This is a genomic window from Gabonia massiliensis, from assembly GCF_001403595.1.
GTDB classification, from domain to species: Bacteria; Bacteroidota; Bacteroidia; order Bacteroidales; family Coprobacteraceae; genus Coprobacter; species Coprobacter secundus.
This window is the reverse complement of sequence record NZ_LN877940.1, coordinates 106455-121976: the sequence shown is the minus strand read 5'-3', so window position 1 is coordinate 121976 and position 15522 is coordinate 106455. Positions and strand designations below refer to the sequence as shown.

The 15522-nt window shown below is 36.8% G+C and carries 9 protein-coding genes; all 9 read right to left on the bottom strand.

Features of this window, described 5'->3' with window-relative positions; translation table 11 throughout:
* Positions 1-36: 36 nt before the first annotated feature.
* Positions 37-2904, bottom strand: a complete 2868-nt coding sequence (locus BN2628_RS10655) for a sugar-binding domain-containing protein (protein WP_044230313.1) — start codon at positions 2902-2904, stop codon at positions 37-39.
* Positions 2905-2933: 29 nt separating this feature from the next.
* The gene (locus BN2628_RS10650; protein ID WP_055097214.1) at positions 2934-4859 is read right to left on the bottom strand and encodes a family 43 glycosylhydrolase; all 1926 of its coding nucleotides are present in this window, start codon (positions 4857-4859) and stop codon (positions 2934-2936) included.
* A 12-nt stretch (positions 4860-4871) separates the two neighbouring features.
* Positions 4872-6374 (bottom strand): family 43 glycosylhydrolase, encoded by a 1503-nt coding sequence (locus BN2628_RS10645; protein WP_021931661.1) that lies wholly within the window; start codon positions 6372-6374, stop codon positions 4872-4874.
* 10 nt (positions 6375-6384) lie between these two features.
* Complete coding sequence (locus BN2628_RS10640) at positions 6385-8271, bottom strand: hypothetical protein (RefSeq protein ID WP_154668464.1); 1887 nt, start codon at positions 8269-8271, stop codon at positions 6385-6387.
* A gap of 25 nt (positions 8272-8296) precedes the next feature.
* Positions 8297-9484 carry a glycoside hydrolase family 43 protein gene (locus tag BN2628_RS10635; RefSeq protein ID WP_055097212.1) on the bottom strand — a complete coding sequence of 396 codons (1188 nt, stop codon included), beginning with the start codon at positions 9482-9484 and terminating at the stop codon, positions 8297-8299.
* Between the two features lie 6 nt (positions 9485-9490).
* The gene (locus tag BN2628_RS10630) at positions 9491-10633 is read right to left on the bottom strand and encodes a glycoside hydrolase family 43 protein (protein WP_074024138.1); all 1143 of its coding nucleotides are present in this window, start codon (positions 10631-10633) and stop codon (positions 9491-9493) included.
* An 11-nt stretch (positions 10634-10644) separates the two neighbouring features.
* Entirely contained in the window at positions 10645-12354 is a 1710-nt protein-coding gene (locus tag BN2628_RS10620; protein ID WP_082430168.1) for an alpha-1,3-galactosidase-related protein, read from the bottom strand.
* Between the two features lie 9 nt (positions 12355-12363).
* On the bottom strand, positions 12364-14061 hold the full coding sequence (locus BN2628_RS10615; RefSeq protein ID WP_055097206.1) for a right-handed parallel beta-helix repeat-containing protein: 1698 nt from the start codon (positions 14059-14061) through the stop codon (positions 12364-12366).
* Positions 14062-14200: 139 nt separating this feature from the next.
* Positions 14201-15502, bottom strand: a complete 1302-nt coding sequence (locus BN2628_RS10610) for a DUF5013 domain-containing protein (protein ID WP_055097204.1) — start codon at positions 15500-15502, stop codon at positions 14201-14203.
* Positions 15503-15522: the final 20 nt, after the last annotated feature.

Sequence of the window (15522 nt, the reverse complement as noted above, 5' to 3'; positions counted from 1 at the left end):
AGCAGAATTCTGCTCAGGCATTGTTATTTTTGGGTTTTATTCGTATGATGTGATATTTTTTACACCTTTTATTTCTGTGTTTTTGATTTCGGAATTGAATAAATTGAACAATTCCGGTTCGGATATTTGTACATGAGGAGAAAAATGTGGGGAATCCATATATTCCAAAATAGAATTATATAATTGAGAACCCTCTGGTTTGTCCATGATGTTATCCAGATTGCACGAACATATCAGAAGTTTGCCTTTGCCCATTTGAAACTCGAAAATCAATCCTAATTTATGATTCCTTTCGATATTATCTATAACTTGTACCAGTGGAATGTAATTTTTTAGATTATTTAGAATGATGGGACGGGAATTTTTCAATATAGACCACCATTGCCAATTGGAATGGGACTCGGTGGGAAAATCTAAGAAAAGAGGATGTGATGGGTCCGTAAGTATAGAAAGTGTTCCGGGAGAAACAGTTCGGTTCAGAGATTCGGATATACTTTTGAACATTGAGAAATTCCAATAATCTGGAGAAAACATTCCTCCGACACTTACTTTTTCTATTTCTTTCGAGTCTGGAAGCAGCAAAATTTTTCGGCCTTCTTTTAATAGGTTGAACATTTGCTTGTCTATTTTTCGGCATATGGTAATATTCTGTTTTCGGAGAATATTTCTTTTGGGATATACCCATATTTTATATTTGTTTTGATATGGTGTTCCTTCGATAGAAATTGATAGAGTCAGATTAGTTGATTTTTTTACTGACTTTAGAGACACTTCGAATTCTCCTATATGATTCAGTTTTCCATTTTGCAATTGAGTATACCACTGTTGTTTCGCAATGGTATCTCCGGAGTCATTTGATAAATATGCGTTTATAGTTTGTTTTCCTACTGTTTTTTCTGCATAGTTACTTATTTTTATGGTAGATAGGAAAACTTCATCGTTGTTCCAACAATATTTATCAAATAAAGCTAAAGGTACGACCCGATTGCAAAATTGGGAAAATTCAAAAGGTTCTATGATACCTTTACTTTCCATGAAGGCATCCAGTAATCCTACCAATGCAGTCCCTTGTCCAGGAAAGTCTTGTAGGTCAAGCATTTGGAATCCTCCGAATTCAGGGGTCCGTAAAGCCATTTCTATGTCTTCTCGGTAACATATAGCTGCAAATTTTCCGGATGCAAAGTGTAAATCTTCAATTTGTTTAAGTAAATTATTTTGAGCTAATCGTTGTTTGAATATCTCTAAATTTGCAGGACGTAATATTCCGGTATATTTGTTTATTTCTTTGAAATCCGGCAATATCTGGAATTGTCCGGTCTCATGTCCGATAATCGGGACTGTACACCCCGATAAAGCTTGCGTGTATGTGCGTCGGGTAGAGGGATACATCCCGTTGATATATCCACCGTCAAATTCATCTGCAAAGGAGAAAGAGGCACGGACATTTCGTGCGTATGTTGAATCTGTAGACTGTCGCGTGCGGCATGTTACAAAGAAATCTTCTTTACCGATTCTGCCTTTATTCCCTAAAAAATTGTTTGAACCGCTGGAATATAATATTCGAGAATCTTGTTGTTGCAGATTTTCTACGATATGGGCTATGACGATGCTGTCTCCTGATAATTCATTTCCTAAAGCCATCATTACAAAAGACGGATGATTCCCATAACTCTTTAAGATTTCTTGTGAAGTCTCTTTTATATAAGAGAGTAATGGTTCGTTTCCGGTATTGACACTACCCCATATAGGGAGTTCCGGCTGAAGATATATGCCTTCTATATCTGCAGCTTCGAATGCAGCTTCAGGAGGAGTCCAAGTGTGGAAGCGATAATGATTGATACCGTATGATTTGGCTATTTTGAAAATCTTTCGCCATTCTTCGGCTTCCGTGGCCGGATACCCAGTCAGCGGGAAGACGCAAGCGTCATGCTTTCCGCGTAAAAAAGTCTTTATACCGTTAATGGTAAATTGATTTTTATTGGTTTTAAATTCCCGTAAACCAAAATTTGTTATGGAGGTATCTTGCTCTGTCCCTGTAGATAGTATTGCCGTCAGACGATAAAGCTCCGGATCGAATTCGCTCCACGAAAGGGCATCTTTTCCCAGATAATAAGATAATTCGATGTTATTTATACCTTTATGTAAGGTAATAGGGTATGTTTGCTTCTTTGCGTTGTGCTTATTTTTTGTATTCCAGGTTTCGGCATGTAGAGAAATTTTGGCCTTTTCATTGTGGGTTGAAAATATTTTTACCTTTGCCGAAATGCGTTTTTTTTGATAATTGGGGGAAATCTGTATGTCAGTTATATGATTTATCGGTTTTGCTTCAATATAAATTTTCCCAATGATGCCATTCCAGTTGGTTTGAGTATGTTCTGTCCATGCATGAGAACCTTTTGTTTCTTGAGGGAATGCTTGCTGGTCGTTGTTGACCATGATGGTTAATGTATGTTTCCCCGGTTTTAGGTTGGGGGGCAATTGGAAAATTTGGGGAGTAAGAATGTTTCTGCTACTGCCTATGAATAGGCTGTCTATCCAAACATTTGTCTCTTTTGTCCGCTCCAGAAAGAGAGTTACGTGTTTATTCGAAAAAAATTCGGGAATATAGATTTCTTTCTTATACCAGGCTGCACCGGAATAAGTATATATTCTTGAAAGATGAGCTGTAGTAAAGATTGTATTTTTATTTCCCTTTTTGTTTTCGTCTGTGGTTCCCGGTAGAATGACCGTTTCGGAGAAATTTTTTAAATACCATTTGTTTTTTATACCGATAGCAGCACTATCAAGGGAAAATTGCCATTCTCCAGACAGATAAATTCTATTTTGCTTTTGAGCAGAAACCTTGGAGAATAGAAAAAATAATAATGGTATTATGATTAATAGGATTATCCGACTTGTTTTCATGTTTTTGTTGTTATACAATACAAAGATTGTTAGTTGTTATCTGCTGATAGTCGTGCTATTTCATTTTCAGAAACAATTCCTTTCCAATATATTAAACGGGCAACAAGCCCATTGAATCTGGCCATAGTCGTATTTCCGGCTGAGAGGAATAGTTCTCCTCCATTTTGGAAAACAGTACGACCAGACTTTTGTGCGATTAGTTTTCCATTAAGATATACTTTGACCTCTTTTTTGTGTAAATCATTGACAGACGCATCTCCCTCAAAGGAAAAAGCGATATCGTTCCATGTGTTTATTTTTAGTCGAGGCATATCCTGCATAAGAACGTTATCGAGGTATTGCTCCGTGAGAATTATGCCGGGAGGAATTTTATTGGGTTGAGAACCGAAGTATGAGCGTTCTCCAAATACGACATCCAAGTTTCCGTTTTTGGTGGTATATATACTCCATCTATTGGGTATGGACAATATTTCCATATCACGCCATCCGGTATTTTTGAGTAATACTCTTATCCAAACGGTAAAATTATTGTTATCATTTAATGGAGGAATTCCTGAATCAGAAAAGAAGCGAAGACTTCCGTTACTGATGTCAACGGCTCGTATGGAATCATTTCCGAAAGGTAATTTTTCAAATTTCAGTATTCCGGCGTCGTTCCAACCTTCGCTACTGATTAAAGACCGATAGGTTTCCCCTGCGTTATTTTTTAGATAGATTTCTTTTTTTTCAAAAACTTTTCCTTCGTTTATTGGGGAATTATCAGATAGAGATGAAAAATTCCAGTCACCTATTCGCCTGGCTTTTTGAGTATATTTTTTTAAGGGCAGTAATCGTGGTGAGTCAAAAGGTGGAGGGGTAGGATAAGATGGAATGGGCTTAGGGGCTTTCTTCATTTGTCTTATCTTTCCATTTGCTAATATTTGAGTTATTGTATCGAACGGGGTAGGATTGCTTACGGCTATTGTTCCGTCAGGTAAAAATGATACCGGGTCGATGCAAAGATAGTCTTCGCATGTGGCATCGAACTTCTCATTTTTGTATGAATACCACCAATTGTTGTCGGGGCCGTCAAAAACAGAGACGTGTCCTCCCCAGAAAATTCCCGGATTTTTGTCTTGTGTCCATGGTCCCATAGGGTGGTTGGCGTAAGCGACTGTGACCCAATACTGGAATCTTTGATATGAATCTCTTCCCGGAACGTGTACTGAGTAAAAAAGATAGTATTTCCCGTTTCGTTCTTTTATCCATTGGCCTTCTTTCCAACTGTCTACCCAAAATTTATTTTGGCTTGGACTATCATCAATAGCAACTTTTTCCTCTCCAACCCAGTGTATGTCCCCTTTCTCTATTCCGCTTAAATCAACTTCTTGTACACAGATTTTATGGCCTATTTTGTAAACATATACTTTTCCGTCTTTATCTTCGAATAAATTTGCATCGCATCCGCCACCTTTAAGTTGAGTGAAGTGTTTGTAGGGACCGGTGATAGAGTCGGCAACTCCGATAAAGCAGTCAGAATTACCGTGCTTTAGATTTCCGGCACAGACAACGATATAAAATTTGTTGTGGATTTTTCTAATTTCAGGGGCCCAGAACAGGTCTTTGTAAGGGCAGTCGGTCGGGAGGTCTTCTGATTTTATAATCCATCCTTCTGCTTTCCAATCTTTAAAGTTGGCAGTGGAGTAAAGTCTTACACCTGGCGACATTCCATTATTTCGTTTTATAGGATCATATTGAGAGCCTGGGGGAATCATAGTGTGTGTGAGATAATATCGATTACCCTCTTTAATAATATGAGGATCTCGTACTAAGTCGGTGTACCATCCTGCAGCTTTGTCAAAGTGGATGGGATTTTGATATTCGAATATTACCGAGGAAGTATCTTTTTTTTGTTTGTTACATCCGAAGTGTAGCAACAAAGTACTAATAATAAAAATATAAGAAAGTCTATTCATTAGATGAAAGTTTTATAAGGTGCGGTATTTGAAGTCATCAATTTGTATTTTTCCATTTCCGTCTCCAATAACAGCGATTTTTAAAGAACCGAAATTTTCGAGAATATTTGTATGGTAACCGCTGACGTCAAATGCATCAGGATATGAAGTCCATGTTTCTCCGTCTTTGCTATAACTGATGTAGACGTTGTAGTTTAGTATGGTTAATTTGAAATAAGATGTATCGGGTATGGGGATTTTGTCTCCAAATGGCTGTCTGTTTTTGTGTATTCCACTTATTATTCCGTTTTTCAGAATCATGCCGGCATAATAATTTTTATCGTAATACAAGACGAGTCCAGTTTCAATATTTTGGTCAGGAATAATTTTGAACTGAACTTCAAAATTTTTATCACACATCGGTAACATGAGACCGTTTATGTTACCTTGCTTACACATTATAGTCAAACATTTATTTTGTAACTTGCAATTATTATAAGCATCAGCGTTTGTAAAAGTCCATTGTTTGTTGAGAGTACCGGATGAGAAATCATCATTTTTCGGACGGGTATTTTCTGTAAAAAAATAGTCTTTGGCTTTTTTCGTGTTTTTTATTCCGGATTTTATCCAGCCGTCTTGAGTCCAGACTACAGGTTCAAGTAAAGTCTTGCGTCCCATAGGGAGATGTCCGTTTTCATATCCATGGTATATAGCATACCATTGCCCTTTAGGACCTTCGAATATTGTTGCATGGCCTTTTGAACGCCATGTTTCAAATGGAGAAAAGGTTTTGATTAAAGGATTATATGGGCTATCTTCGAATGGGCCGAAGGGTGATTTTGAGCGAGCAACAGAGGCCATATGGCTTGTTGCCGGTCCTCCGGTTCCCCCTTGTGCCGATATGATATAATAGTACCCACTGCGGTATAGTATTTTAGGACTTTCGAGGCAGAAGCACTCTACGCCATAATTGTTGCTGAATTTCCATCCATCATATACTTTTGTTTCTTTACCTGATATAGATAATCCGTCAGAGGACAATTGTACTACTCGACCGTTATCGATATAGAGATAGCGATTACCATTTTTGTCGACTAAATGTCCTGGGTCTATTCCGCTTACGCCCTTTATTATTTGGGGATTACTCCAAGGGCCGGCTGGGTTTGTAGCGGTCATGACATAAATATGACCACCTGCAGGAAAGTAAAGGTAGAACGTGCCATTGTGCTTTATTAACTCAGGTGCCCAAACGGCACCGGCGACAGGTGTTTTTAGTGCATAATCGAGTCGTTTCCAGTGTAGTAAATCATTTGATTGCCATATCATAAGACTGGGAAATCCTCCAAAGGAAGTTGTCATATAATAATTGTCTCCATCTTTTACTATGGTCGGGTCCGGAAAGTCTCCGTCTAATAAAATAGAAATACCATTTGGAATTTTTTTTGCATTTATTGGGGTTGTAAGGATAATGCTTTGTATGCTGAATAATGAAATAATTATCAGCCATGTTTTATAATTTAGAATGCTATTTTTCATATCACTTTTTTTAGTTCCATTGCATATGGGTATTCAGATTCTCTATCGGTTTTATAATAAATTTGTCTTTTTTATCTGTTTGGACATCTGTTTCTCTCATGTGTTCAATCAGAATGTCCCGAGTGGTATACTTGCTATCAAATACGTTTTTATTGATTTTTACGTCCCGACATCCATCTAAAAGAAATGTGGCTTGTTGCCAAGTATAAGGCTTATAATCGAATGTTTTGATAATTTTGTTACCAGTAAAGTGCAGAGCTCTTGTCGATACGGCACGTATTAGTGGTGCATCGAATACTTTAAATGTGTTATCATATATTTTTATATTTTTATGATAGGGTTCTGCATCGGCATCTTGTGGTATGTGCGATGGGGTAATTGTAATGACTGCTTCTCCCCATTCGGCTCTGGAGCCATGTTTATTCCCGGAAGTCAAACAATTGTCAAAAACGTTATTTCGGATATGTACATTATTGTTGGCTCCGGATTCGAACCAATAATTAAAATCTCCTTCGATAAGTATTGCAGTTCCTGCAGTACGAAAATAATTATCTTCTATGATAACCTCTTTGGGGGTAGTTACTAATATACCTCTTGCCCTGTGGCGTTTTAATATTTGACAATTTCTGATTTCGAGCCTTGGAGTCCACGTTTTACATTCGAGAAAATCTCCGCTTTTGGTATTTGCCGGTAGTTCTCTGTCGAAAGTAATCGTATAACCGATGTGATGGTCATTTTGGTAGATTTTGGTTTTGGATTTGACCGTACGTGTTTCCCCACGTTGTGCCAGTGTCGGGTCGATAAACCAATATTCATCACCAATGGCAATAGAGTTTCCAGAACCTTTTCCTTGCGAGGCTACTTCTATTGTATTTTTATCATTGACTCTTGTAATTTTTATGCTTGTACCGTGTACATTAATGAAATCGTCACCTTGTCCGGTGTGGACACAATTGAGGATTTTTATGGTTCCTTTACATTCAGAAAAATGGGAGGCATCGGCAATACTACTGAAATACCGTCCTTTAGCATCGTTTACTTTCACTGAAGCATTGTCCATTGTAATATTTTCTGAGCGATATCCACTGAATCCGTTACTTAAAGTATGATATAGCGTAATATTTTTTAGCAATATATCTTTACTCCTGCCTATGGAGATACCTTGTGCAAAGTAACGAACGTGAAAGAGGGAAACCATTGTTCCTTTTGGAGGAATTATTTTAGGTTTCCCATGGAAACGGAGAATACCTTCTTGGGTTTCTTCTGCAATCTGTTCGAAAATCGATCCTAATGTACTGTCCCATGTGTTGTAGGCTATTTCTTTTGATTTTTTATCGTACATAGTAGAATACATCGTTAAAATAGGCAATTTCCAGTTTTCTCCTAAAAAGAGAACTTTTCCGTTTTCTATGGTATAAGGATAATTTTTTTTATCGACTTTTAAATCCAGATATTTATCTGTAGCTTCTATTATTTCTCCTTGAGATATCATGGGACGGTCCCAATCGACCGAAAAATTTTGTAATGTAACATTTGTGCAAGAATTGATGGCTGCTACTTGCATTTTTCCATGATATATAAATTCAGAACCGCCACCATCAAAAGTAATATCTTTCAGATTTTGTAATAAGAAACCAATTGTTGTTTCTCTTTTCATAATATCTATTTCATCATTGATACTTTTATCCGGATAAAAGTCATACCTCCCTTGTGGAAAATAAAGTGTCGTTCCCGGTTGTTGCCGGCATATTTCCAAGGCCTTTTTCAGATATGGTCTTGTATCTTCTCCGGTGTTTGGTTTTAATCCGAAATCTGTTATCGATATGCGGTTATGAGCATTTGCCAAAAGGATACCGCTCATCCATAATAAAAATAGGAAATGAACTTTATTTCTCATGTTATATATAATATTTGATGTTTTATTATTTATCTTTAGGCCCCATATAGGTGATCGTTTTACTGCCTACTGTGGGGGTGGATTTTATGACTGCACCTTCTTCATTGAAAGTAACCGGGTCGATGTTCAGTAATCCCTGGCAAATACCACCGGCCTCACCTCTATATGAGAACCACTCTTTCCCATCCGGACCTTCGAATATGGCGATATGTCCTCCTAAGAAAACTTGAGGTTCTTTTTTATAAGGTCCCCAAATGTTATCGGCTGTTGCTGTTCCTACCCAGTAACCTTCTTCCAAATCATGAACGAATTCCGGATCTGTTTTTTTTCGATAAGGAGAGCCGGTGTAGAGAATATATTTGCCGTCTTTTTTCGTCATCCAGGGACCCTCCATATAGTCCGGGTCAAAATTTTTGCCAACATCACTGTTATCGGCTGATACAATCATTTTCCGTTCACCGATAAGTCGTATGTTATTATCTTCTATACCAGTAAGGTCAACTTCTTGTATATACATTTCTCCGAAAGGCATGATTGCATATGTTTTTCCATTTTCATCTTCAAATAGATTTGTATCACAACCAGCGCCTTCAAGGTAAGTAATATGTTCATAAGGACCTGTGATATTATTCGATACACCAACAAAAGCTTTAGTGCCCATCTGACCGTCCGGGTTATAAGCTTCTTTAATCCAGTTATCGGCGTAGAAAATAAGGTAAAATTTATTTTTGATTTTATGTATTTCGGGTGCCCAGAAACGGTGTTTATATGGGCAATTTACTACTAATTCGCTGGATTTTACCAGCCATTTTTCAAATATCCAGTTTTTGAGGTCTTTAGAAGAATATAGTCGTATCCCTGGGGAGGAGTTCATATCGGGTTTGCTCTCATCTTTACTGGTATGGTGTGTAAATGGATAATGAGTATAGACCAGATAATATGTATCGCCTTCTCTGATTATGCAAGGGTCACGTAATTCGGTTATCATTCTTTCTGTACTCCCGTCGAAATAAGGGTAAGAGAAAGTTGAAGGATTGTTAAATGTAAATGCTTTCTCTATCAACTCAGGTGGTTCAGGGTCGTTATTGTCCTGCCCATTATTGGTATTAGGGTCAGTAATATCAGGGTCAGATTTACATGAGCAGACAGAGAATCCTATAATTATAAGAATGGTCAGGGTACAAATTATTTTATCTGTTAATATTATTCTCATATCTTTTTATTTTATAAGAGTTTCTTTTGTTTCTGTATATTGAATTGTTTTCGGACCGGTTGTCGGTTCAAATCGGGAGATGGTCCCGTCTTCATTAAAAGGTATCGGGTCTATGCATAAAAGTCCTTGGGATTTTCCTCCAGCTTCGCCTCTATAAGAAAACCACTCTTTCCCGTCAGGGCCTTTAAATACAGCGATATGCCCTCCTAAGAATATTTGAGGTTCTTTTTTATAAGGTCCCCAAATGCTGTCAGCGATAGCTACACCTACCCAATATCCATATTCTAAATCAGGTGTAAAATTTTTATTGTTTTTAGGTTTACGATAAGGTGAACCGGTAAAAAGTATGTATTTTCCATTACGTTTTATCATCCAGGGAGCTTCCATATAATCAGGATTAAACGTTTTGTCAACATCACTATTATCTTGAGCAACAATCATTTTTCGTTCACCGATAAGTTTTATATCTCCTTGTTCTATACCACTTAGGTCTACTTCTTGTATATATTCGTTTCCAAATGGCATGATTGCATATATTTTGCCATCGTCGTCTCCAAAGAGATTGGTATCGCATCCGGCTCCTTTTAACCAAGAGATATGTTCATAGGGTCCGTCTACTTTATCTGATACACCGACAAAAGCCACGTATCCTTTTTCTCCAGCAGCGTTGTATTTGTCTTCTATCCAATTATCAGCATAAAAAATGAGATAAAACTTGTTTTTTATTTTGTGTATTTCGGGAGCCCAAAAACGATGTTTATATGGACAATCTTCCGGTAATTCGCTGGATTTTACCAGCCATTTTTCAAATGTCCAGTTTTTAAGGTCTTTAGAAGAATATAATCGTATCCCCGGAGAAGAATTCATATCTGGTTTACTCTCATCTTTACTGGTGTGATGAGTGAAAGGGAAATGTGTAAATACCAGATAATATGTATCACCTTCTCTGATTATGCAGGGGTCACGCAACTCGGTTATCGTATCGGTAGTTTTCCCGTTATCATATATGTATGAGAATGTAGAAGGGTTTTCGTATGAGAAAGTTTTTTCTATTGTCTTTGTTGATACTTTGGGTTTGCAGGAAAAAAATGTACTGAGAATGATTGTCTCTGCAAAGAATAACCAAAAATATGAATGGAAAGTTTTCATAATATTTGTGTTTATTTTTGAATATTGATATTAGTGGAATTTTCTATATTGAAGGGTTCGGCAGTTGTATGTATGGCTGGATATGCCGTGGAATGATTTATTTTATTGTGGCGGAATATTAATCCGTCCACAGATGAAACTTTTAGTATTCTTGGGTCGAATACGTTAAATGTATTATTCTCAATGATTATGTTGTGGTTGAAACGTGGAGAGTTTCTTTTGTCTTTGGAACCTGCAGCTATTTGTATTGCAGCATCGCCCCATACTCCGTAATTGCAATTATCGAAAATGTTATTTTTGATTTCAAGATTACTTACTCCACCTTGCTCGAACCAGTATTCAGTATCTCCCCCGGTCATGATTGCGGCTCCCGGAGTGTGAAACTTGTTCCCTTCTACGATAATTTTTGTTCTTGAGCCTAATAAAACCCCTCGGGCCCTATTGTTTTGACAGATACAATTTTTTAATATAACTTCCGGATATATAGCAGAGCCTACAACATCTTTTTCTTTAAGTGCAGAGGGTAGATTTTCTTTAAATTCAACTTGATAAAACTCTTTATTATAGCGTTTTACAGATTCGACATTGTTTATGGAGTATGTTTCTACTGTCTGCGCATTGACCAGTTCTACCTTTTGCCCTTTTTTGAATATGTCCATTCCGTATTGTTCATAATGGACTAATCGGAGAAGTAAAGATGTGGATGAAAGTATTTTTTCTATTCTCATGTAAATCCCATGAATATTTGTAGCGTCATCCATCTGATTTTCGAATAGACAGTCGGTAAGAATAATTTTTCCTTCACAGTTCGCAAAATGTGTGGCATCGGCAGTACAACTTACTGTTCTGTCTTGTGCTGCGGAAACTTTCATTTTGTTTACTGTAATATTCTTGCTTCTTTGTGCTATGACTCCCATCCCTCCACAATGATATAAAGTAATATTTGCAATATTGATATCTTGGGTATTATCTATAGTTATAGCTGGACATAATCTGTGGTTAGGTGCAAATACCATGGTATTTCCAGGTGTTCCTTTGACATCTTTTAGGTGAATACGTACTTGTCTCTGACCAATATTTTCGGCTTTTAGTACTGGTCCGGTATAGTAATCGTGCACTTGGTAAGCTGTCTCTTTTTTGAGGGTATTATATTCTAACAGGCTTCCATAGGGATATTCAATCTTTTTGCCATCTGTGAAAATAAGTCGTTCATTTTCTATTTTAAAAGGATATTTTTCTGGAAAATAAACCTCAATTTCATCTTTGTGAACAGCTTTGATGATGCCTTCACTGTGGAATGTCCGGGAGAAATCTATTGAAAAATTGTTTAAAATAATATTTTTACAATTTTTTATTACAAAAGGACAGATGTAACCATGGAAAATAAATGTCGCTCCACCCCCGTCGATTTCGAAATTTTTCATGTTGTCAATGGAAAATGTAATTCTTTTTTCTCCATCGGTATTGTTACTGATATAAACAGTCTTTTCTGTCGCGAGTTTTGGATAGAAATCATATTTTCCTTTCGGAAAAATCAATTTGTTTATTTTTTTTTCTGAACAATAGTTTATTGCATTTCTTACAGCGAGGGTTGCGTCCTTTCCATTATTTGGTTCGATGCCGAAATGAGTTATTGAAATTTCTTTGTTGGGAAAGACATCGGGCAAATATAGAAATAGGCATCCACAAGTCAGTATATATATAATAATATGTCTATTCATGTCCAATTTTTATAAGTCGGTTTCTAACATATCGCAATTCTTAGTCTCGATTAGACTACTTTTTTCTCCAGTCTTTTTAGGATTGGTAATCTGGTTATTTTTAATTGTTCCTCCTAATGTTGAGCCTACATAGATGCAAGGAATGTAGCAGTCAGATATATTATTATTTTCTATTGTAATGTTTTTGTGCAGCCCTGCCGGTGGTGTATTTCCGGTAAATCCGAATCCGGTAACACATATAGCTTCCGGATGTCCGTTTCCGATAATAGTATTGTCCTTGACTACGACATTGTCTGAACATCCGGATTCGAGCCACCATGCTTCTGGAGTGATAAGAACAGCATGCATGTTGTTGCATTCTAATGTGTTTCCGGAAACTTCTCCATCACTGGCTTTTATCAAAATACCTCGTGAGCGGTTATAGCCAAAATAACAATTCTTTACGGAAAAGCCGCTTCCGACACGGTTTCTGTCACCAATGATACTTCCTAAAGGGAAATTAACGTCTTTATCGACAGTTAAGTTTATGATTTTATTGTTTGGTTGTGTCAAGTTCTTTTTATTTCCCTCGTTCTGATTTAGTCGCTTGATACCGTCTATTTCTTTTGGGGATATTGTTCCACCATCTTCAATTTTTACTATTTTTACATTAGGTAATCGATTACCGTCAATGGTCATAATTTCGAGTTCATTTCCTACTTCGAGGTCGAACGAGTGAGGTACAATAACACGGATGGTCTTGTTTTTCCCACCGGCTGTCATATAATATTTGCCACATATGTTGATACCGTCGTCTCCTTGGTATCGGGCAAAACACTCTGTAAGTTGAGGACCTACATATGCAAATTTGCTATGGAAAGCGTCGGCATCGTTTGAGCGTATTCTTTGGGGGCGTTTATACAAGTCTGTTTCGGGAGGTCTCCGGTCTATTTTACACCTAATGTAATTATTCTTTGTTCCGTTTGTTTCAAAAAAACCAAAACAATTACCTGAGTATAAAGTAATATCTTCAAGGCATAAGTTCGTGCATTCATCACTATAAATTGCATGAGGCATATTTCCGTTGGGTGTATAGTCATTATTTGTTACCAGAATGTCTCCTATTTCCTCTTTGTCGATGTTCGGGTTGTATTTATAGTTTTTTCCTTTACTGACACGATAAGTACGGTCTCCAATTTTTTCAAAAGGCGTCCATCCGTAGTAAGTTTCCCGTTTGAGGTTATGAGTGTGCGCATCAAATATCTCAATTCGTTCAACAAGATTATCAGGATAGTTATCATCTAATTTAAATTCGATATAAGATTTATCCGGTGCGAGTTTAGTAATGACTCCTTGTGTGAAACATAAGGGGTCATAGTCAATGGTCATACCTTTTAAGGATATATTTTTACAGTTTTCGAATGTGATTGCGCGAGTAGTCTCTGTACAAATCATTTCTACGTCATCCGCTATAATAGAAATGTCAGATAAATCTTTTAAATATAAGTGTTGTTGGTTTTGGGGTGTTATACGATATATTCCGGGAGGAATAGTTATTGTTTTATTGCCTTTAGCAATTTCTTTATTGATAAATCCTTGTAAATCAAAATCTTTGCCTCTGTTTTTTTCTCCATGAAACTGGCATTGGATAAATAGTATAAGAGTGCTTATGATAAGAATATTTTTGAGTATTATACTTACACTGTTGTGACGATATGTGGTGCCCATATTATATTATTTTTTGTTTGTAAGATAAGAAACTTATTTTGTTTTTTGGGAAATAGCCTCCATGAATATATAAGGGAGTAAAATGCTATATTTCATGGAGGTAATTCGCTATTTCGGGATCAACTATTACCGGAATATCTTATCGGTATAAGTTGACAGAGCTTATTTGAAGACGAGATTTGGCCTGATTCGATACAATGAAACCGATGGTAACATTTTGGTTCGAGTCGAGGCTGAATTCTACGCCTTGCTCTATTTCTCCAACATCTTCATTCCAGAGATAACTTCCCAATACGTCCGGATTATTTTCTATGTTGTTTATGTCCGGTAATTCGGAACCTTTATATACTACCAGATAACAAGTATTTGTTCCAGTAAATTTGTATGGAGTAAAGGCTATTTTGTACGCACCTTGAGGTAGTTGTAATGATTGATAGATTTTAGCATTGGTTAAGTCGGCAGAAGATGAGTAGAAGTCCATGACACCTCCGTTTTCGAGATAATATCCACCTTTTCCATTTGAAGCTAATACGTTAGGAGTATAACTCCAATCCTGAAGAATACCTACTTTACCTGTAGGCCTGTCACTACGTTTAAATGGTCCCGGATTTAGGATATAGGTTTCTGTAATGTCTTCCCATAGATGTACTACACTGGAGTATTCGATAACTTCTCCTGTAACGCTTGTGGCTGATAATTTTACATTATAAGCTCCTAAAGAAGGATATGTATGGGGCTTGGGATTTTCTTCGTCAGAGGTTGTCCCGTCCCCAAAGTCCCATTTATAATTAACGCCAAATGCTGTTGTATTGGTAAATGTAACTATTGTACCGTTCTTTTCGGAAGAGTATGTAAATCCGGGCCGAGCAATCAGAAAATCGGTATCGAAATCAATGACCAGATAACTTAATGCCTCGTTGATTTTAATATTAGAGTTAATAATTTTTACAGCTGTGGCATATCGTTTGTGTAGGTTATCCAATAAGAACTGCAAATCTATAGCCAAATCGAAAGTTGCTTTTTCTTCTCCGCTTTTTATTTGTACAGAGGATGGAACCGAAAATTTATCCTGCGGTAAGATTTCTGAAGTTAGGCCACTTTCTTCATCTGTTAATTCTCCTCCTGCTATAAGTTCTTGAACGATTTGGTTTTCTATAATTATATCGACATTTACATTTCCTTTATTATTTACACCGGCACGGTAGATACCCAGGGGGACAATAACTTTTTTGTTTTCCATATCCAGTCGATAACGATATGGTGCGTTGTTTTGTGAAATTTCATTTACTCTATATATACCCGATTTAGCTCCGGGCATATATAGTATCTGATCAGAATATTCTGCGTCGGCAATTTCCTTATATTCACAAGATGTAGTTACTAATGACGCAATACATGATATAAGGAGTATCTTTATGCCGTTTTTTATATTGTTTTTCATAATCGTGTATTTTATTATTA

Coding starts and splice junctions, on each gene's coding strand:
- BN2628_RS10640 (WP_154668464.1), bottom strand. CDS start 8,271: ATGAGAAATAAAGTTCATTTCCTATTTTTATTATGGATGAGCGGTATC.
- BN2628_RS10615 (WP_055097206.1), bottom strand. CDS start 14,061: ATGGGCACCACATATCGTCACAACAGTGTAAGTATAATACTCAAAAAT.
- BN2628_RS10655 (WP_044230313.1), bottom strand. CDS start 2,904: ATGAAAACAAGTCGGATAATCCTATTAATCATAATACCATTATTATTT.
- BN2628_RS10630 (WP_074024138.1), bottom strand. CDS start 10,633: ATGAAAACTTTCCATTCATATTTTTGGTTATTCTTTGCAGAGACAATC.
- BN2628_RS10610 (WP_055097204.1), bottom strand. CDS start 15,502: ATGAAAAACAATATAAAAAACGGCATAAAGATACTCCTTATATCATGT.
- BN2628_RS10645 (WP_021931661.1), bottom strand. CDS start 6,374: ATGAAAAATAGCATTCTAAATTATAAAACATGGCTGATAATTATTTCA.
- BN2628_RS10620 (WP_082430168.1), bottom strand. CDS start 12,354: ATGAATAGACATATTATTATATATATACTGACTTGTGGATGCCTATTT.
- BN2628_RS10635 (WP_055097212.1), bottom strand. CDS start 9,484: ATGAGAATAATATTAACAGATAAAATAATTTGTACCCTGACCATTCTT.
- BN2628_RS10650 (WP_055097214.1), bottom strand. CDS start 4,859: ATGAATAGACTTTCTTATATTTTTATTATTAGTACTTTGTTGCTACAC.